The 18394-nt window shown below is 65.9% G+C and carries 13 protein-coding genes; 6 read left to right on the plus strand and 7 right to left on the minus strand.

All coding sequences use genetic code 11. The features are described 5' to 3' along the window. Window positions 1-53 precede the first annotated feature (53 nt). Window positions 54-560, minus strand: coding sequence for a disulfide bond formation protein B (locus KZJ38_RS06305; RefSeq protein ID WP_219799273.1), 507 nt, complete (start codon window positions 558-560; stop codon window positions 54-56). 161 nt (window positions 561-721) lie between these two features. Further along, window positions 722-2098: an amidase gene (locus KZJ38_RS06310; protein WP_219799274.1), complete on the minus strand. Its 1377-nt coding sequence runs from the start codon at window positions 2096-2098 to the stop codon at window positions 722-724. Between the two features lie 178 nt (window positions 2099-2276). Between KZJ38_RS06310 and KZJ38_RS06315 the strand changes: the two genes are divergently transcribed. The 3 genes from KZJ38_RS06315 (at window position 2277) to KZJ38_RS06325 (ending at window position 6948) form a co-directional block, all read left to right on the plus strand. Continuing rightward, window positions 2277-4034 (plus strand): cation:proton antiporter, encoded by a 1758-nt coding sequence (locus KZJ38_RS06315; RefSeq protein WP_219799275.1) that lies wholly within the window; start codon window positions 2277-2279, stop codon window positions 4032-4034. Window positions 4035-4391: 357 nt separating this feature from the next. Next, window positions 4392-5960, plus strand: coding sequence for a gamma-glutamyl-gamma-aminobutyrate hydrolase family protein (locus KZJ38_RS06320; RefSeq protein WP_425518329.1), 1569 nt, complete (start codon window positions 4392-4394; stop codon window positions 5958-5960). Between the two features lie 211 nt (window positions 5961-6171). After that, window positions 6172-6948 (plus strand): DUF2968 domain-containing protein, encoded by a 777-nt coding sequence (locus KZJ38_RS06325; RefSeq protein ID WP_246641659.1) that lies wholly within the window; start codon window positions 6172-6174, stop codon window positions 6946-6948. Between the two features lie 158 nt (window positions 6949-7106). Here the strand turns inward: KZJ38_RS06325 and KZJ38_RS06330 are convergent, their stop codons facing one another. The 3 genes from KZJ38_RS06330 to KZJ38_RS06340 form a co-directional block, all read right to left on the minus strand. Next, window positions 7107-8276, minus strand: a complete 1170-nt coding sequence (locus KZJ38_RS06330) for a hypothetical protein (RefSeq protein ID WP_219799278.1) — start codon at window positions 8274-8276, stop codon at window positions 7107-7109. A gap of 216 nt (window positions 8277-8492) precedes the next feature. Then, on the minus strand, window positions 8493-9026 hold the full coding sequence (locus KZJ38_RS06335) for a GNAT family N-acetyltransferase (RefSeq protein WP_219799279.1): 534 nt from the start codon (window positions 9024-9026) through the stop codon (window positions 8493-8495). Between the two features lie 218 nt (window positions 9027-9244). Continuing rightward, window positions 9245-11095: a tetratricopeptide repeat protein gene (locus KZJ38_RS06340; RefSeq protein WP_219799280.1), complete on the minus strand. Its 1851-nt coding sequence runs from the start codon at window positions 11093-11095 to the stop codon at window positions 9245-9247. Between the two features lie 169 nt (window positions 11096-11264). Between KZJ38_RS06340 and KZJ38_RS06345 the strand changes: the two genes are divergently transcribed. The 3 genes from KZJ38_RS06345 to KZJ38_RS36415 all read left to right on the plus strand — a co-directional run bounded on the left by KZJ38_RS06345 (window position 11265) and on the right by KZJ38_RS36415 (window position 15077). Continuing rightward, window positions 11265-11624, plus strand: a complete 360-nt coding sequence (locus tag KZJ38_RS06345; protein WP_219799281.1) for an ArsR/SmtB family transcription factor — start codon at window positions 11265-11267, stop codon at window positions 11622-11624. After that, on the plus strand, window positions 11621-12910 hold the full coding sequence (locus KZJ38_RS06350) for a cation diffusion facilitator family transporter (RefSeq protein WP_246641660.1): 1290 nt from the start codon (window positions 11621-11623) through the stop codon (window positions 12908-12910). The genes KZJ38_RS06345 and KZJ38_RS06350 overlap by 4 nt, the downstream gene beginning before the upstream one ends. A 214-nt stretch (window positions 12911-13124) precedes the next feature. Then, window positions 13125-15077 (plus strand): FAD-dependent monooxygenase, encoded by a 1953-nt coding sequence (locus KZJ38_RS36415; RefSeq protein WP_246641661.1) that lies wholly within the window; start codon window positions 13125-13127, stop codon window positions 15075-15077. 100 nt (window positions 15078-15177) lie between these two features. Here the strand turns inward: KZJ38_RS36415 and KZJ38_RS06365 are convergent, their stop codons facing one another. After that, a complete protein-coding gene (locus tag KZJ38_RS06365) occupies window positions 15178-15423 on the minus strand; it encodes a formate dehydrogenase subunit delta (protein WP_219799282.1) in 246 nt (81 codons plus the stop codon). Between the two features lie 8 nt (window positions 15424-15431). Then, a complete protein-coding gene (gene fdhF, locus KZJ38_RS06370; protein WP_219799283.1) occupies window positions 15432-18380 on the minus strand; it encodes a formate dehydrogenase subunit alpha in 2949 nt (982 codons plus the stop codon). Between the last annotated feature and the right edge of the window lie 14 nt (window positions 18381-18394).

Below are 18394 nucleotides of genomic sequence, written 5' to 3' on the forward strand. Positions count from 1 at the left end.
CGCAACGGTCGCTGAACAGCCGCGCGCGGGCAGGCAGCTGCCGTGCGGCGTGTTTAACCGGCGCGCCGGTGGCGCCACAGGCTGATCGCAAGCGCGAGAAACGCGAGCACGAAGCCGATCAGCGACCAGCCGGGCAGCGAAATGCCGAAGATCGGCGGATACGCCGTTTCGCATAGCCCCGCGACCTTGAACACCGAGGGCAGCCAGTGCGCGGGCGGCAAGCCGTCGACGATCGGCTGCAGTGCGTCGAACCCGCAGCTGAAGTTCGGATGCGCCTGGATATAGACGTGCCGTGCGGCCGTCACCACGCCGCCCGCGGCCGACAGCAGCGCGAGCAGCTCGAGCAGGCGCACGCCGCGCCAGCCGCGCAGGCGCGCGCCGAGGAACGCGAAGATCGCGATCAGCAAATAGAAATAGCGCTGGATGATGCACAGCGGGCACGGGTCCTGATGCTCGACGAACTGCAGATACAGTGCGCCGCCCACCAGCGCGACGCAGATCAGGGCAAGCAGGACCAACAGGTTGCGCTCGCGGCGCAGCAGGGCATTGTCGTTGTACATGGGTCGGTGGCGTTGCGTGGATCCCGGCTTGGAATCGGATCGGAAACCCGATGGGAAACCGGGACGGGTGCCGCGATTCTAGCGCGAACACGGTGACGCTCGCCGATCCGCGGGGCGGCCATCCGCGGACTGGCCACGGGCACCGCGCCGCGCGCCCGCCGTCAGCGAATCGTATTCAGCACCGCCTCGACTCCACGCCCCAGCGCGAGCAGCGCGTCGTCGGCATACGGCGCGCCGGCGAGCATCAGACCGACCGGCGCCGAGCCACGCGGATGGCACGGCAGCGACAACGCGCATGTGTCGAGGAAGTTGAACGCGCTCGGGTTGCGCAGAATGCGCCCGTTGATGCTGAAGAACGACTCGTCGTTGCGCATCGCATCGGCGACGCGCGGCGGCACCATCGGCGTGGTCGGCGCGACCAGCGCGTCGAAGCGCTGCCACAGCGTGCGCGCCTCGGCGATCATCGCGGCCCGTTCGGCGAGCAGGTCGAGGTAGTCGGCGGCGCTCGCGGCCTCGCCTTTCATGATTCTGAACAGCACGCGCGGGTCGTATGCGTCGCGATGCCTGTCGAGCAGCGGCCGGTGCCACGCATACGCCTCGATCGACGAAAATCCGATCCGGTTGATCTCAGGCAGGCGATCGAGCGCCGCGAAGCGCACCTCCGAGACGATCGCGCCAGCCGCCTCGAGATGCTTGAGCGCGGTGTCGATTGCCGCTTCGACTTCGGCGTCGAGACCTTCGTTGACATAGTTCGTCAGCACGCCGAGCCGTACGCCCTCAAGCGGCCGCGCGGCCGGAACGACGGGCTCGAGCCCCGCGAGCATCCGGTCGACCAGCGCGCAGCAGGCGACCGACACGCCGATCGGGCCGAACGAATCGAGCGTCGTGGAGAGCGGCACGCCGCCTTCGCGCGGAATGCGCGCAGCGGTCGGCTTGAAGCCGGTCAGTCCGCAGAACGAGGCGGGCACGCGGATCGAACCGCCTGTGTCGGTGCCGAGCGCGACGGCCGCCATGCCGTCCGCAACCGACGCCGCCGCGCCCGACGACGAGCCGCCCGATACGCGTTCGTCGCCTTTCACGTCGCGCCGGTACGGCGACAGCGGGTTGCCGAAGTGCGGGTTGAGGCCGACCGCCGAAAACGCGAACTCGCTCATATTCGTGCGGCCGACCAGCACGGCGCCCGCGCGCCTGAGGCGCGCGACGCTGACCGCGTCCGCATGCGCGGGCGGCGCATCGGCGAGCACGCGGGAGCCCGCGCGCGTGCGCTGGCCTTCGATGTCGAACAGGTCCTTGATCGAGACCGGGATGCCCGCGAGCGGCGACAGCACGGTGCCGGCCGCGCGCAGCCGGTCATGCGCATCGGCGGCGGCGCGCGCGCCTGCCGCGTCGACGTCGACGAATACGGTCGCGCCCTGGCCCGCCGGGTCGGCGATGCGGTCGAGCGCGGTTTCGATCAGCGCACGGCTCGTCGTGCGGCCGGCGGCGAGATCGGCGGCGAGTTGGGCGAGCGGCGGGAAGGGTGTGAATTCGGTGGTCATGGCGGAAAGCGCAGGTGAGGATGGCGATGGAGGTCTGAACGGCCTCTATTGTGACCTGTCCATTAATGCGGCCGCAGTGTCGTCGGCAAACCGTCGAAGTTCATCGGCGATCAGTCGCGGTTGATAGTTTGTGCGATACCATCGCAACTAAAGTTTACTTTCTGTAAGGATTGCGGCTATGCATCACGGTATCGGCTTCATTCAGGATCTGGCGGTCGTGATGGCGTTCGCCGGCGTCGTCACCGTACTGTTCCATCGCCTGAAGCAGCCGGTGGTGCTCGGCTATATCGCGGCCGGCGTGATCATTGGTCCTTATACGCCGCCGTTCCAGCTGATTAACGATCAGCAGACCATTCAGACGCTCGGGGAACTGGGTGTCGTGTTCCTGATGTTTTCGCTCGGGCTCGAGTTCAGCCTGCGCAAGCTGTTTCGTGTCGGCGCGACCGCGATCGTCGCCGCGCTTTCCGAAATCGTGCTGATGTTGTGGATTGGTTACGAGATCGGCCGCGCATTCGGCTGGGGGACGATGGATGCGCTTTTTCTCGGCGCGATTCTCGCGATCTCGTCGACAACCATTATCGTGAAGGCGCTCTCCGAGCTCGGCCTGAAACGCGAACGCTTTGCGCAACTGGTGTTCGGCATTCTGATCGTCGAAGACATTCTCGGCATTGCGATGCTCGTGCTGCTGTCGGGCATCGCGCAGACCGGCGAGCTTTCGGCGGGTGTGGCGCTCGTCACGCTCGGCAAGCTGCTGCTCTTTATGACGGTGTCGCTTGTGATCGGCATTCTGGTCGTGCCGCGCGCGCTCAATTATGTGGCGCGCTCGAAAAGCGACGAGATGTTGCTCGTGTCGGTGCTCGGCTTCTGCTTCGCGTTTTGCCTGCTCGTGGTCAAGCTCGATTACAGCATCGCGCTCGGCGCGTTTCTGATCGGCGCGATCATGGCCGAGTCGCGCCATCTGCATCGAATCGAGCATCTGATCATGCCGCTGCGCGACGCGTTTTCCGCGATCTTTTTCGTGACGATCGGGCTCATGCTGAACCCGGCCGTGCTGGTCGATTACGCATGGCCGATCGCGGTGATCACGGTCGCGGTGATCGTCGGCAAGATCGTGTCGTGCGGGCTCGGCACCTTTCTCGCGGGCAAGGACGGGCGCACGGCGATGCGCGTCGGCATGACGGTGTCGCAGATCGGCGAGTTCTCTTTCATCATTGCGTCGCTGGGCCTCACGCTCAAGGTGACGAGCGCATTTCTGTATCCGATCGCGGTGGCGGTGTCGGCGCTGACGACGCTTTTCACACCGTATCTGATTCGCGCCGCCGACCCGGTGTCGCGGCGCCTCGGCGAGGCGATGCCGCGCGCGGTTACCAACGTATTCGGACTGTATGGCCAGTGGCTCGGCAGCCTCGGGCCGACGAACGGCGAACCCACGGTCTTTAGCCTGACGCGCCGGATTGTTTTGCAGATCTCGGTCAATCTCGCGCTCGTCGTTGCGATCTTTCTCGGTGCGTCCTATGGCGCGCCGTACGCGAGCAAACTGCTCGCGGGCTGGGTGCCGTCCGAGGCGATCCAGCGCGTCGTGCTGTGGAGCGCGGCGCTGATCGTATCGATGCCGTTTCTCGTCGCCGTCTACCGGAAGACCAAGTCGCTTGCCTTGCTGCTGGCCGAAGTCAGCGTGCAGCCGGCGAAGGCCGGGCGTCTGACGCGCGCGCTGCGTTATGCGATTTCGGACCTCGTGCCGGTGGCGTCGATGGTCGGCGTGTTCCTGCTCGTCGCCGCGCTGTCGGGCACGATTCTGCCGCCGACCGGGTTGCTGATCGCCGTGCTGGTCTGCGCGGCATTGCTCGTCACTGCGCTTTGGCGCTGGTTCGTGCGCATTCACGCAACGATGCAGATCGCGCTGCGCGAGACACTCGATGAGCAGCCCGATCCATGATCTTGCAACCGGCCTTGCTCTCAGGTTGCGATGGGCGGGTCGCTTGGCTTCGAGTTTCGTCCCGATTCATCGCACGCGGGGGCGCAGCGCCGTGACTCGATGTAACGTTGTGTGAACATCAGTGTGAGCGGATGTGACTAATTGTGTGCCGGTTTGCCCGTCATCGAACGCTGGCGGATAATTGAACCCTGTTCATTCGTTCGCGCGTAAAGGCGCGCCTGACAAATCGTCATGAGCGAAAACAAGCCAGATAACGCCGGACCGTCCGGTACGCCATCCACTGCCGCTTCGGCATCCGCGCCGGAAAGCAGCGCTGCACAGGCGGCTGGATCTAAGTCCGCTGAAGCGAAGCCGGGTATGTACCCAGGTTCGCAGCCCGCTTCTCAACCAGCTTCTCAACCAGCTTCTCAACCAGGTTCGCAAGCCGGTTCGAAGCCCGAAGCAACGACGGCAGCGGCCACTCCGCCGGCGGCCAAAGAAGCCGCCGCTACCGATTCCCCTGAAAGCGCATCGAATATCACGCCTGAAGGCGTGGCTCCGGCCGGGTCTGCGCCTTCGTCGTCTACAGGCACGCCGCGGCATGCTGACGCGTCTGCGGATACACATGGCGAGAACGCGCAGCGGAAGGGCGAGATGTATCAGGGACGTGCCGCCGCTAACGCGTCGAGCTCGGCGAACGTCGAGCGGCCTGCCCCGATGCGCGGGCAACGGTCGGCGTTTGCCGCTGAAGAGCCGAAGCCCTCGGTGAGTCCGCAGGTCACTTCTCCGATTGGCGCATCGGCGAGTCCCGACACGAAAGCGCAACTGACTCCGCAGTCCTCGGCACGTGATGCCACTGCGGCCGCGGCGGCCGCTGCGGCCGCCGATGCCGCCAGTGTGCAGGCGGCCGCGGCCGCATCGAGTGCTCAGGTTGCCGCCGAGGCGGCCGCCGCGAGCAACGCGGTGCGCGAAGACGGCGCGCCGGGCACGCCGCCGCCCGGATTCGGCGCGGCGCCCGATTTCGGCGCCTATCATCCGCCGCCGCCGGGCTCGATTCCGCCGAACCAGCCTGCGTATCTGAAGCGCAGCGACTCTGCGTGGTCGGTGTTCGGCCGCGTGCTCGCGGCGCGGGCGCGCCAGATTTTCGACCGCGCGGGGCAGCGCATTACGCAGCGCACGCTGCGTATCGGCGTGTCGGCGCGGCTCTTCCATCCGGAACCCGGCGCGCGAGGGCTGCGCGGCAAGACGCTGCAGTATCTCGAGGAGTCGATTGCACATTGGGTAATGTCGCGCGACGTGCTGGTCTTTATGATTCCGACCGTCGGCCATCAGGGCATGCTGCACCCGAGCAATATCCGTTTGCGCGACTACGCGAAGAATCTCGACGGGCTGCTGCTGCAAGGCGGCGCCGACGTATCGCCGCAGTCGTATGCGGAAGCGGGGACGCGCCCCGAATGGCCCGGCGACCGCGTGCGCGACATGTACGAGCTCGAGCTGCTGCACGAGTTTGTCGAATCGGGCAAGCCCGTGCTCGGCGTGTGCCGTGGCTGCCAGCTGATCAACGTCGCGTTCGGCGGCACGCTTTACCAGGATATCGCGACCGATGTGCCGACGGCCGGTATCCACGTGAACGAACAATACGACCAGCACCGGCACGCCGTGCATTTCCCGGACGGTTCGACGCTTGCGAATATGTTCCCTGGACGGCGCGAAGCGATCGTCAACTCGATTCACCACCAGGCGGTGAACATACTCGGGCGCGACCTCAATATCGAGGCGGTGTCGGCCGAGGACGGCATCATCGAGGCGGTGCGCTATCGGCGCGCGCCGTTTGTGGTTGGGGTGCAGTGGCACCCGGAGTTTCACCGCGCGGGCGGCGCCGAGCTACTCGATTGCACGCCGCTGCTCGATACGTTCTTGCGCGTTGCGCGCGAGACGCGCTTCTGATTGTTTCTGCGGCACGCGCGGCCGGCAGGTGGTCGCGCGCACGTGCTGATGTTGCGTTCACCGTTGCGTCGCCGTTGAGTGGGAGGCTGCTTCGTTGTGGCCTTCCTAACGCCTTGTTTTATCTCAATTTAAAGTTCCGAGTTACCTCGTCGTTTCACTGCCAATCCGCGCGATAATCCGCAGCTGTTTCTGGAATCGCATGGAGTATGCAGTGAAGAAGTACCCCTTATCAGTTCGGCGCATCGTGCTGCTCGCAGCCGGCTGCGTGTTGTTGCACGGTGGCGGTGTGCGGGCCGCGGCCGCGGTGCAGGCGGAGCCTGCGGGCTCGGGCGCAAGCAACCTCGAGAACGCCTTGTTGCCGCTTGCTGCCCCCGCTCCGGCTCCGACTCCGGCTCCGGCTCCGGCTCCGGTAATTGCGCGTCCGCCTCCTGCCGGGCAGGCCGCGGTCGGCGTGGCGGCGAACTCCGTTGACTCCAGCACACAGGGCGACGTCGCCGAATTGACGCGGCTTATTCAGGGCGCGTCGCTGAACGAATTGCGTACGACGTACAACGGCGGATACGGCGCTTCGCTCTTTTTCTATTCGCGCGAACTGACGTACTACGTCGCGTTGTTTCAGGACAAGCATTTCTGGCGCGTGATCAAGCTGCAGGACGATGCGCGCGCCGAGGACATCTACGCGAGCTTCGCGCGTCAGACGCAGCAACTCGCCGAGGTCGACATTCGCCGCACGAAGCTGCAGGCGCAAAAAGCGTTTCTCGAACGGATGATCGGCGTCTCGGAAGATCGCGCAAAACGGCTGCAGGCGGATCTGAACGTCGCGCGGGATCAGCAGGCGAAAGTGTCCGAGTATCAGCGTCAGGCGCAGGATGATGCGGTCACGCTGCGCGACGGAAAGGACAGGGCGCGCTCGCAGCTGCGTCAACTGCAGCAGCAGATTCAACAGCTGCAGCAGCAAACCGAAGCGGGGTTGCCTGCGGCTCGCTAGTCGGCACATCGATACGATGCGTCGAAATGCAAACGGCCCGGTACGCGTTGCGTATCGGGCCGTTTGCTTTGGGGTTTGAGAAAGCGCGTATGTGAGCGCTATGCGGGTTTGGTTTGCGTGCGCGCGAGGCCGGAAAAGCCGGACGCTTCGGAAGGCGCTTAGCGGGAGAAAAGCTCCGGCACTTCGGTCACACGACGCTGCGACATGCGGCCCATCCACGATGAGTCGTTTGCGTCCGCGTTGCTGCGCTGCGCAGTTTGCGCACGTTGCGGCGTTGCGGCGTTCGCCGTGGTCGTGCCGTATGTGCTGTATGTGCGGGCTGACGTCGTCATGGATTCGTATTCGCTATCCACGCTCGCAGACGGCGCAAACGGCGAGTATTCGCCCGCAGCCGACGGCTTCGCTTGTGTCGATGCCGAACGGCTCACCGTTGATGCGGCCGACGATGCAGCATGCCTGGCAGTCCAGGTTGGGGCTGCCGCAATCGCAGTCGAGGTAGCGGACGTGTTACTGCTGCGACGCGCGGTAACCGGTGCGGCATCGCGTGACGCGATTTCGGGCGGCTTTGCTGCGACCGGTGCGACCGATGTTCTGGTTGCCGGTGAGGCTGCGAGCGGCTCCTGGTTCTGGACCGTTGCGGCCTGCGTTACGCGGGCCTCGCTGTGGGTGGCCGTATTGAGATCCACCGACGACTTATTGTCCGGTTTCGCGTCGGACTTCTGATTGCCGCTCGCAACCGTCACTGTCTTCGACGGTTCGGCTTGCTGCGCTACGCGCGACGATGTCGGTGGATTCGCCGCCGGCGCCGCATCGTTTGCATGCTCCCGATGCGGATGATCGAGCACGATCCACGCAAGCATCGCCGCGCCGCCGATTGCCACTGCGCTGCCGAGTTTCAGATTCGACGTGCGATGCGGCGCACGCGCGACGGGCCGGACGCCGGCGCTCGCGCTTGCAGCCGCAGCCGTAACTGCAGCCGCGGCGAACGCGCCCGCAGCGCCCACGGTTTGCGACGAAGCCTGCGCCGCAGCCGCCGCGCTTTCTTGCTGCGACAAAGCATCGGCCGTCATCGCAATCGCGGCGGCGGAGCCAGCTTCGGCCTGCGCCGTGAGCGGCTCCCAGCTGCACATCGAGCGAATCGCCTGCGACGACAGGCAGAACGTGCGCAACATCGCCGCATAAAGCGCCTTCAGTTCGACACGCAAGCTGATGTTAGGCGGAAGCAGCGCCCATTCGCGTCCGTGCGCCTGGGAAAGTGGACCAAGCGGACGCAGCGGCGGCAGCGCTACCGCGCCTTCGACCAGCGTGAAAGGGATATTCGTCGACATTGCTCGGCAAGCCTCCATCTGAGAAGAGATGCGTGGCCGTGCAGGGGAAGGACAAGCGCTGGCTGGACACGCGTGCCGGCTTTTTGGGATCGACTGTGTCTCAAAAAAACCGACGAGTGGCGTGATGATGCCGTGGCAGCCTGGTGCGCTCGATCAGACGAGTCCTAAAACGGGTGCGGAAGGCGATGCCTGCTGTGCTTTGGCGCCGCGCCGCTGTTACCGCGTGGCGTCGTCAAGTCGATACAGATACCGAAGCATCGTGATATCGGCGCCGCCGACGCGATCGGGCTCGGCGCCGGACAGACGCCAGCCGCGCCGTTCATAGAAGCGGATCGCGCCGGCGTTGCCCTCGAGCACATACAGGCACAGCTGCGTTTCGCCGTGCTCGCGCGCCCAGTCCTCGACCGCGTGCATCAGCAGGCTGCCGGCGCCAATGCGCTGCTGCGCGGGCAGCGCATGGAGATTGTCGAGCAGCGCGCCCCACGGCGAACCGGGCTGGCGTTCGACGCAGGCGAACGCGATCGGCTGGGCGCCGCGTTCGGCGATCAGGACGAGGCGCCGCTCCGCGCCGGGCGCTGCCATGCGTGCATGCCAGTAGGTCGCGCGTTCGCGAACCACTTCGCCTTCGAGGAACGCTTCCGGCAGCAGTCCGCGGTAAGACGCCTGCCAGCTTGCCGCGTGAATCGACGCAATCAGATCGGCGTCGGCCGCACTTGCCGCGCGCAACGAAAGTGAAGAGGTGGAGTGCATCGAGGCGGGATCGGGCGGAAGTTTGTAATGAATTCGACGACGAAGGTGCTCGGGGCGCAGACGCGCTTGAAACGATTTTATGGGCCGCGCCGCGGCGCCGCCAGCTTCGCGTACGTCCGGCCCAAGGCCCAAGCATCGGACCGACGCTGCACTGCGTGAGCGCGGAGCACTGGCCGACCGCCGCTCCGTCGCGAGCACGCGCCCGCAGACCCCTGCCGCTACGCGTCGTCGCGCAGGGCGAGCGCGACCGCCGCGACGACTTCGTCCCACGCGCCGGGCCGCGGTTGCCGGATAAGCCGCGCGCCCGGATACCACGGGCTGCGCGCGTCGCCGGCGAACCAGCGCCAGTCTGCCGAGAACGGCAGCATCAACCACAGCGGCTTGCGCAGTGCGCCCGTCAGATGCGCAATCGACGTATCGACCGACACGACCGCATCGAGCCGCTCGACCACTGCTGCCGTATCGGCGAAATCGCCGATACGATCGCCGAAGCAGTGAATCGACTTTGCGCGCGGATGCGCCGCGAGCGCCGCGCGTTCGGCGTCGCTGAGTTCGGGCTGCAGTACGATCCAGTCGATGCCGTCGAGCGCGAATAGCGGCTCGAGCGCCGCGAGCGGCATGGCGCGGTTTTCCTGCTTCTGGATGCGGCCCGACCAGGCGAGACCGATCTTGCGCTTTGCGTGGCCGCCGAGCGAACCGCGCCATTTGCGCCGGTACGCAGGCGTTGCGGCAAGGTAGGGCGTGCGTGCGGGAATCGTATCGAAGGTCGTGCCGAGCGCGAGCGGCAGGCTCAACAGCGGAATCTGCAGATCGGCGCGCGGCCGCGGCGTGCCTTGTGCGATCAGCTGGACACCCCATTGCCGCGCGGCGGGCGCAATCAACGGCACCAGTTGCGGCTGCACTTCGAGCACGACGCGCTCGGTGCGCGCGGCGGCAAGCGGGACGAAGCGCACGAACTGCAGCGTGTCGCCGAAACCCTGTTCCGCGTGGACGAAAAGCGTGCGCGTGTCGGCGGGCTCGCCGCGCCAGCGTGGCAGCATGGGGCCGCCCGGTTGCACGGAAGATTCGAGCCGCCATTCGTACTCGGGCAGACCGCGCTCGAAATTGCCGAGCGTCAGATGCGTGACCGCGCGATGCAGATGCGCGAGGCCAAGATCGGGCCGCAGCCGCAGCGCTTCGTCGAATGCGCGCAGTGCCGCGGCGTACGCGCCGAGCGCCTGATGCGCGGTGCCGAGGCCGAGCCACGCGAGCGCGAACTTCGGGTCGAAACCGATCGCGCGTTCGAAGCGCGGCAGCGCATCGACATGCCGCCCCGACGCGGCAAGCGCGTTGCCAAGGCCGAATAGCGCCGGCGGCAGATGCGGCTGCAGCGCGAGTACGGCTTCGAACGCGGCGGCCGCCTCGTCGAAACGCCCGGTCGCATGCAGCGTATTGCCGAGATTGAAGTGCGCCGCAACGAAGCGCGGTTCGACCGCGAGCGCCGCGCGAAACTGCGCGATCGCCTGCGCGGTTTCGTCGAGCGCATTGAACGCCATGCCGAGATTGTTGTGCGCGCCCGCATGGCCGGGCCGCAATTCGAGCGCGCGGCGGAACGAGTCGATCGCTTCTTCGTGCTGGCCCAGCGCGTGCAACGCGTTGCCGAGATTGTTGTGCGACGACGGGTCGTCGGGCTGCAGGTCGAGCGAGCGGCGAAACGCATCGGCCGCGTCTTCGTGGCGGCCGGCTGCCGCATACGCATTGCCGAGGTTGTAGTGCGCCATCGGAAACGACGGGGCAAGCGTCAGAGCATTGCGAAAGCGCTCGATCGCATCGTCGAGCTGGCCGAGCGCCTTGAGTGCGTTGCCGAGATTCAGTTGCAGCGCGGCATCTTGCGGGCGCAGGTCGGCGGCGCGCCTGACGAGCGCGGCGGCTTCAGCGTGTTGTCCTTGCTGGTGGCGCAGCACGCCGAGCAGATGCAATGCGTCGACGTGAACGGGATCGCCTTCGAGCGTCGCGCGGTAACCTTCTTCGGCGTCGTCCAGGCGGCCGTCACGATGCGCCGCGAACGCGCGGTCGAAAACTGGTTGCATGACGGGTGAAACGGTTTGTGCAGGCAAATGGCGCATTTTCCCACACTCGGAATGCGTCCCCGCAATTGACCGACGATACTGTTGCATGTAACATATGAATGTGTGTTCATATGTTGTGGCATTTTATTGTTATTACCTTTGGTTTTCTTTCTGTCCGGGACTGTGAGTCATGCCTGCCACGCCTGTTATATCGAGCGCGCCAGTCGATCCGCCGCTTTCTTCCGATGAACGCGTGGTGCCGGTTGCCGACCTGTTCCGGCTCCTTGGCGATCCCACGCGCTTGCGCATCGTGCTCGCGTGCGTGAACGAGCCGCGCGCGGTGGGGGCGATCGCCGAATCGCTGGGCCTGTCGCAGTCGCTCGTCAGCCATCACCTGCGGCTGTTGCGCGCGGCGCGCGTGGTGCGCGCCGAACGGGCGGGCAAGCAGGTCTTCTATGTTGCCGCGGACCGGCATATCAGCGGTATGCTCGCCGACATGCTGGAGCACGTGGCCGAACCGATGTCCGATCTTCCACGGGACGAGCGATGAAATACGACCCCAGTTCCCGGCAGCGCGATGCCTTGCGCAACGGTCCCAATGCCGCGGCGCGCGACGTGCATCGTCATGACGGGACGTGCGATCACGGGTCGCACGAGCATGCGCCGCATGGTCGGCTTTCCAGCGGCGAGGTGCAGCAGCACCCTGGCGACGAAGGCGGCGACAGCCATGAGCGCGACGGTCACGCGCACGGCGACGGCCACGCGCACGGTAATGCTGACGGCCACGAGCATGCGCACGATGGCGATTCCCACGGCAAGCCGGCGCCTACCCACAGCCACGCCTCGCACGGTCACGCCTCGCACGGTCACGCCTCGCACAGCCACGGCGATGGCTCACACGACCACAGTCACAGCCACAGCCACGGCCACGGCCACCATCACCACGCCCCCGTTGAAGGCCATGGCCGCGCTTTCGCGCTTGCGGTCGCGCTGAACGTCAGCATCGTCGTCGTGCAGGCGATCTACGGCGTGCTCGCGCATTCGACGGCGCTGCTCGCCGACGCGGGCCACAATCTCTCGGACGTGCTCGGTCTGCTGCTCGCGTGGGGCGCGATCTGGCTCGCGAAACGCCGGCCGTCCGCGCGCTATACGTTCGGCCTCGGCAGTTCGTCGATCCTTGCCTCGCTCGCGAACGCGGGGCTGCTGCTGTTCGCGTGCGGAGTGATCGTCGCGGAGGCGATCGGGCGGCTGTTCAATCCGGCGCCGGTCGCAGGGTTCGATGTGTTCGTCGTCGCGACGGTCGGCATGATCGTCAACGGTTTTTCCGCGTGGCTCTTCATGCGCGGCCAGAAGGAAGACCTGAATATCCGCGGCGCCTTCATGCATATGGTGGCGGATGCGGCGGTGTCGGCGGCCGTGGCGGTCAGCGGTCTCATCATTCTCGGCACGGGCTGGACGTGGCTCGACCCGGTGATGAGCATCATCGTCGTCCTGGTGATCGTGTATGGCACGTGGGGGTTGCTGCGCGACTCGCTGTCGATGGCATTGAATGCGGTGCCGCCCGGCGTCGACCTGCAGCGCATTCGCGACTACCTCGCCACGCAGCCGGGCGTAACCGACGTGCACGACCTGCACGTGTGGGCGCTGTCGACGACCGGCAACGCGCTGTCCGCCCATCTCGTGATGCCGTCGGGGCACCCGGGCGACCAAGCCGTCGACTGCATCGTCGCGGTGCTGCGCGACGAGTTCCAGATGCATCACGCGACGCTGCAGGTCGATATGGGAACGACCGAACATCGCTGCACGCTCGATCATCCGCCGCACACGAACGGTTGACGCGTGCTTGCGCGCGCGCCTTTACGCGCTTTGTCCGGGCACCGCGCATTTGGGCGCCTGATTCGCGCCTGGGCTGCGCTCCCGCTCCTCACTTGACACCACCTTGCGCGGCCGCGCTCCGCGGCAATCGTCGCCGAAAACTGCGCGCCCGCGACGCGTCGCACGTGAAGACGGCGGCGTACACTAGGCGGCATGTTGATTTCCGGAGGTCTGCATGACCGCCGCTTTCTTCGACATGCCACCGGTGCTGATCGTCGGCGCGGGTCCCACGGGCCTCGCCGCGGCGATGAGTCTTGCCCGCGCGCGCATTCCCGTGCGTCTGATCGACAAAGCCGCGCGCCCCGATCCGCATTCGCGCGCGATCGGCATTCAGGCGCGCACGCTCGAACTGCTTGAACAGCATCGGCTAATCGAGCCGTTTCTCGAGCTCGGGCATCGCGCGCGAGCCGCGAATCTGTATTCGAACGGGCAGCGCCTCACGCGGCTCGATTTCGATCCGCTGCAAACGCGTTACCCGTACATGCTGTTTCTCGATCAGGCGGTGACCGAGCGTCTGCTGACCGAGCATCTCGCGACGCTCGGCGTCGAGATCGAACGCGGCGTCGAGCTCGCGATGTTTTCGCAGGGCTCGGCCGGTATCAATGCGACGCTGCAACGCTCGAACGGCCATACGGAGACGCTGCATCCGTCATACATGATCGCCGCCGACGGTGCGCATAGCGCCATCCGTCACCGGCTCGGGATGAACTTCGCGGGCAAGACGTTCGAGCAGACGTTCCTGCTGGCCGATCTGATGGCCGATACCGATTGGCCCGACGACGAGTTCCACATCTTCGCGTCTGGCGACGGGCTCGCTGCGCTGTTTCCGATGGGCAAGGGCCGTTACCGTTTGATTGCCGATCATCCGGCGCTCGATGGCCCGGCTGATGTCGCAACCGATGGCCATGGCAAGGCCTCGCACGTGCCGGGCGCAGCCGCGGCGGGCGACCCGGAGTCGACGATGGCGGCGCATGCGTCGTCCGACGCGCATGCATCCGCTGCGCATGGCGCCGCATCGCCAGCATCGGCACACGGCTCTGCACAAACGGAATCGCCCCTGTCGCTGCGGCCCGGTGATCCGCGACCGCATTCCGTGCAGGCGGCGCCCGATTCTGCCAATCCGTCGGCAAGGCCGCACACGCAAAACGCCGCGCCCGCACCGTCGCTCGATGCATGCCGCATCCTCGCGGCAGCGCGCGTTCATCATCCGCTTGCGTTGACCGATCTGAAGTGGTCCGGTTACTTCCATCTGAATAGCCGGATGGTCGAGCAGTTGCGCGTCAACCGCGTGTTTCTCGCCGGCGATTCAGCGCATGTGCATAGCCCCGCGGGCGCGCAAGGGATGAACACCGGCATTCAGGAGGCGTTCAACCTCGGCTGGAAGATCGCGCGCGTGCTAAGCGGCGGCGCACCGCAGCGCTTGCTCGATACGTATCACCTCGAGCGTCATCCGATCGAGCGCGAAGTGCTGCGGCAATCGAGTTTCATCACGCATATGGCCGAGGCCGATCATGGGCCGCTCAAGCTGTTGCGCGACCGCGTGATGCCGGTGCTCGCCTCGCTTGGGCCGCTGCGCGACGCGGCGCGCTTGCAGATCAGCGAGCTCGCGATCCAGTACCGGCGCAGTCCGCTGACGCTCGAACGCGTGCTCGACGGCGGCCCGCGCGCGGGCGAGCGCGCGCCCGATGCGCTCGTGCATGTCGTCGATGGGCCGCTGGGCCGGGCGCCGGGCACCGGTTGCGTGTTCGATCTGCATGATCCGGCGTTTTTCTCGCTGTTCGTGCTTGTCGCGCCCGAGACCGTTGACGATGTGCCGCACGATAAACCGGAACCCGCGCTGCGTCGCAAGCCCTCGCGCGCGGCGGACATCGACCGCTTTATCGCGGACGTCGACGCGCTGCTGCCGGGCGCGGTGCGGATCTGGCGCGTGACCGATGCGGTCGGCGAGGGCGGGCCCTTGCTGGCCGACGCGTATGGACGCACGCGGCCGTGTTTCTATCTGGTGCGGCCTGATGGCTACGTGTGCGCGCGCGGCCGCGTGTCGTCCGATCTGCACGGCTTGCTGCGGCACTGCGAGGCATGGTTTGCGAAGGGCGCTGAGCCGGAGCCGCCCACGCCGCTGACCTGAGCGATCCGCACGCCGAAACAAAAAACAAAGGCCGCCCGATGCACAGGGCGGCCTTTTCGTGCCGGGGCGCTTGCGAAGCAGCAAGCGCCCGATGGCGCGCTTACGCTGCAGCCGGCGCCGCCGGCATCAACTTCTCGCGAAAGCGCGTCACCGATTCGCGCGTGAACGGTGTCATCTCTTCGGCGCGGCCTTCGTCGAGCGCGATAAACAACTGGCGCCGCATGCGCGGTTCCCAGAAGCGGCGAATGTGATCGGCGACGCCGGCCATCGCTTCTTCGTGATCCGGCATCGACTCGAAGAAGTCGCCGATGCGGTTCGCCATATCGATCAGGTTACTTTCGTCCATGGCTTACCTCACTTACCTGACGTTGCGGCCAGCTCGCGCTTTCTGAGCAGATCGAGCTGCTCGCTATTGAAGCGCGAGTAGTCCTTCTGCCATTTCGACGGCTGCTCGACGGGCATCACCTGCACCGCGGTCACCTTGTACTCCGGACAGTTGGTTGCCCAGTCGGAGCTGTCGGTGGTGATCACGTTCGCGCCCGATTCGGGGAAGTGGAACGTCGTGTACACGACGCCCGGCTGCATCCGCTCGGTGACCTTCGCGCGCAGCACGGTCTGGCCCGAGCGCGATTCGATGCCGACCCAGTCGTCCATCTTGATGCCGCGTTCTTCGGCGTCGTGCGGATGGATCTCGAGGCGGTCTTCTTCGTGCCAGCGCGAGTTCTCGGTACGGCGCGTCTGCGCGCCGACGTTGTACTGCGACAGGATGCGGCCCGTGGTCAGGATCAGCGGGTACTTCTGCGTGACCTTTTCCGGCGATGCGACGAACTTCGTGATGACGAACTTGCCCTTGCCGCGCACGAACTCGCCGATGTGCATGGTCGGCGTCCCGTTCGGCGCGTCCTCATTACACGGCCACTGGATGCTGCCCAGCTGGTCGATCTTCGCGAACGACACGCCATGGAACGTCGGCGTGAGGCGCGCGATTTCGTCCATGATTTCGGACGGATGGTTGTAATCCATCTCGTAGCCGAGCGCGCGGGCCAGCAGGATCGTTACTTCCCAGTCCGAATAGCCGGCGATCGGCGGCATCACCTTGCGCACGCGCGAGATACGGCGTTCCGCGTTCGTGAACGTGCCGTCCTTTTCGAGGAAGGTCGAACCCGGCAGCAGCACGTGCGCATACTTCGCGGTTTCGTTCAGGAAGATGTCCTGCACGACGATACATTCCATCGACTCCAGTGCCGCGCCCACGTGCTGCGTATTCGGGTCGGACTGGACGATGTCTTCGCCCTGGCAGTAGAGGCCCTTGAACGTCCCGTGCAGCGCTGCATCGAACATGTTCGGAATGCGCAGGCCCGGTTCCGGTTGCAGCTCGACGTTCCATGCTTCTTCGAACAGCGCGCGCGTGATCGGATCGCTGATATGGCGGTAGCCCGGCAGCTCGTGCGGGAACGAGCCCATGTCGCACGAACCTTGCACGTTGTTCTGGCCGCGCAGCGGATTGACGCCGACGCCTTCACGGCCGACGTTGCCGGTCGCCATCGCGAGGTTCGCGATGCCGATCACCATGGTCGAACCTTGTGCGTGTTCGGTCACGCCGAGACCGTAGTAGATCGCCGCGTTGCCGCCCGTCGCATAGAGGCGCGCTGCTTCGCGCACCTGGTCGGCGGGCACGCCCGTGACGCTGGCCGTCGCTTCCGGCGAATTTTCCGGCAGCGAGACGAAATCGCGCCACTGCTGGAACGCACGCGTTTCGCAACGCTCGGCAATGAACTGCTCCTGCAGCAGGCCTTCGGTGACGATCACGTGCGCGAGCGCGTTGACGATCGCGACGTTCGTGCCCGGACGCAGCTGCAGGTGATACGACGCCTTTACGTGCGGCGTATCGACGATATCGATCTTGCGCGGGTCGACCACGATCAGCTTGGCGCCTTCACGCACGCGGCGCTTCAGACGCGAGCCGAACACCGGGTGGCCATCGGTCGGGTTCGCACCGATCACGACAATTACATCGGCCTTGCCGACCGACGCGAAGGTCTGCGTGCCGGCCGATTCGCCGAGCGTCGTCTTGAGGCCGTAGCCGGTCGGCGAGTGGCACACACGTGCGCAGGTGTCGACGTTGTTGTTGCCGAACGCGGCGCGCACGAGCTTCTGCACGAGATACGTTTCTTCGTTCGTGCAACGCGACGACGTGATGCCGCCGATCGAGTCGCGGCCGTACTTGTCCTGGATCTGGCGGAAGCGCGTCGCGGCATACGTCAGCGCTTCGTCCCAGCTGACTTCGCGCCACGGATCGCTGATCTTTTCGCGGATCATCGGCTTCGTGATGCGGTCCTTGTGCGTCGCATAGCCCCACGCGAAACGGCCCTTCACGCAGGCATGGCCTTCGTTCGCTTCGCCGTTCTTGTACGGCACCATGCGCACGACCTGGTTGCCCTTCATCTCGGCCTTGAACGAGCAGCCGACGCCGCAGTACGCGCAAGTCGTAATCGCGGAATGCTCGGCCTGGCCCAGCATCACGACGGTCTTTTCCTGCAGCGTCGCAGTCGGGCAGGCGGCCACGCACGCGCCGCACGACACGCACTCCGATTCCATGAACGGCTGGTTTTCGCTCGCCGCGACGCGCGATTCGAAACCGCGGCCGGCGATCGTCAGCGCAAACGTGCCTTGCGTCTCTTCGCACGCGCGCACGCAGCGGTTACAGACGATGCACTTCGACGGGTCGTACGTGAAGTACGGGTTCGACTCGTCTTTCTTGTCCTTCAGGTGATTGTCGCCGTCAAAACCGTAGCGCACTTCGCGCAGACCCGTGACGCCGGCCATGTCCTGCAGTTCGCAGTCGCCGTTGGCGGGGCAGGTCAGGCAGTCGAGCGGGTGATCGGAGATGTAGAGCTCCATCACGTTGCGGCGCAGCGACTGCAGGCGATCGGTTTGCGTGCGCACCTTCATGCCGGCTTCGACCGGCGTCGTGCACGATGCCGGATAGCCGCGCCGGCCTTCGATTTCGACGAGGCAAAGACGGCACGAGCCGAACGGCTCGAGCGAATCGGTCGCGCACAGCTTCGGCACGTTGACGCCGGCTTCGATCGCCGCGCGCATCACGGACGTGCCCGCAGGCACCGTGATGGACTCGCCATCGATCTCGAGCGTGACGTCGACATCGGCGTGGCGCAGGGGCGTGCCGAAGTCGGTGTCGTCGAACGGCACGCGGTTTTCGGCCGCGCGCTGCATCGCCTGCGACTTGCAGCTGCAATTACCGGAGCCGCAGCCGCCGGCGGTGGGGTTGAGCACATCGGACATGTTGGGCTCCTGGG

It is taken from the genome of Paraburkholderia edwinii (genome assembly GCF_019428685.1).
GTDB lineage: Bacteria > Pseudomonadota > Gammaproteobacteria > Burkholderiales > Burkholderiaceae > Paraburkholderia > Paraburkholderia edwinii.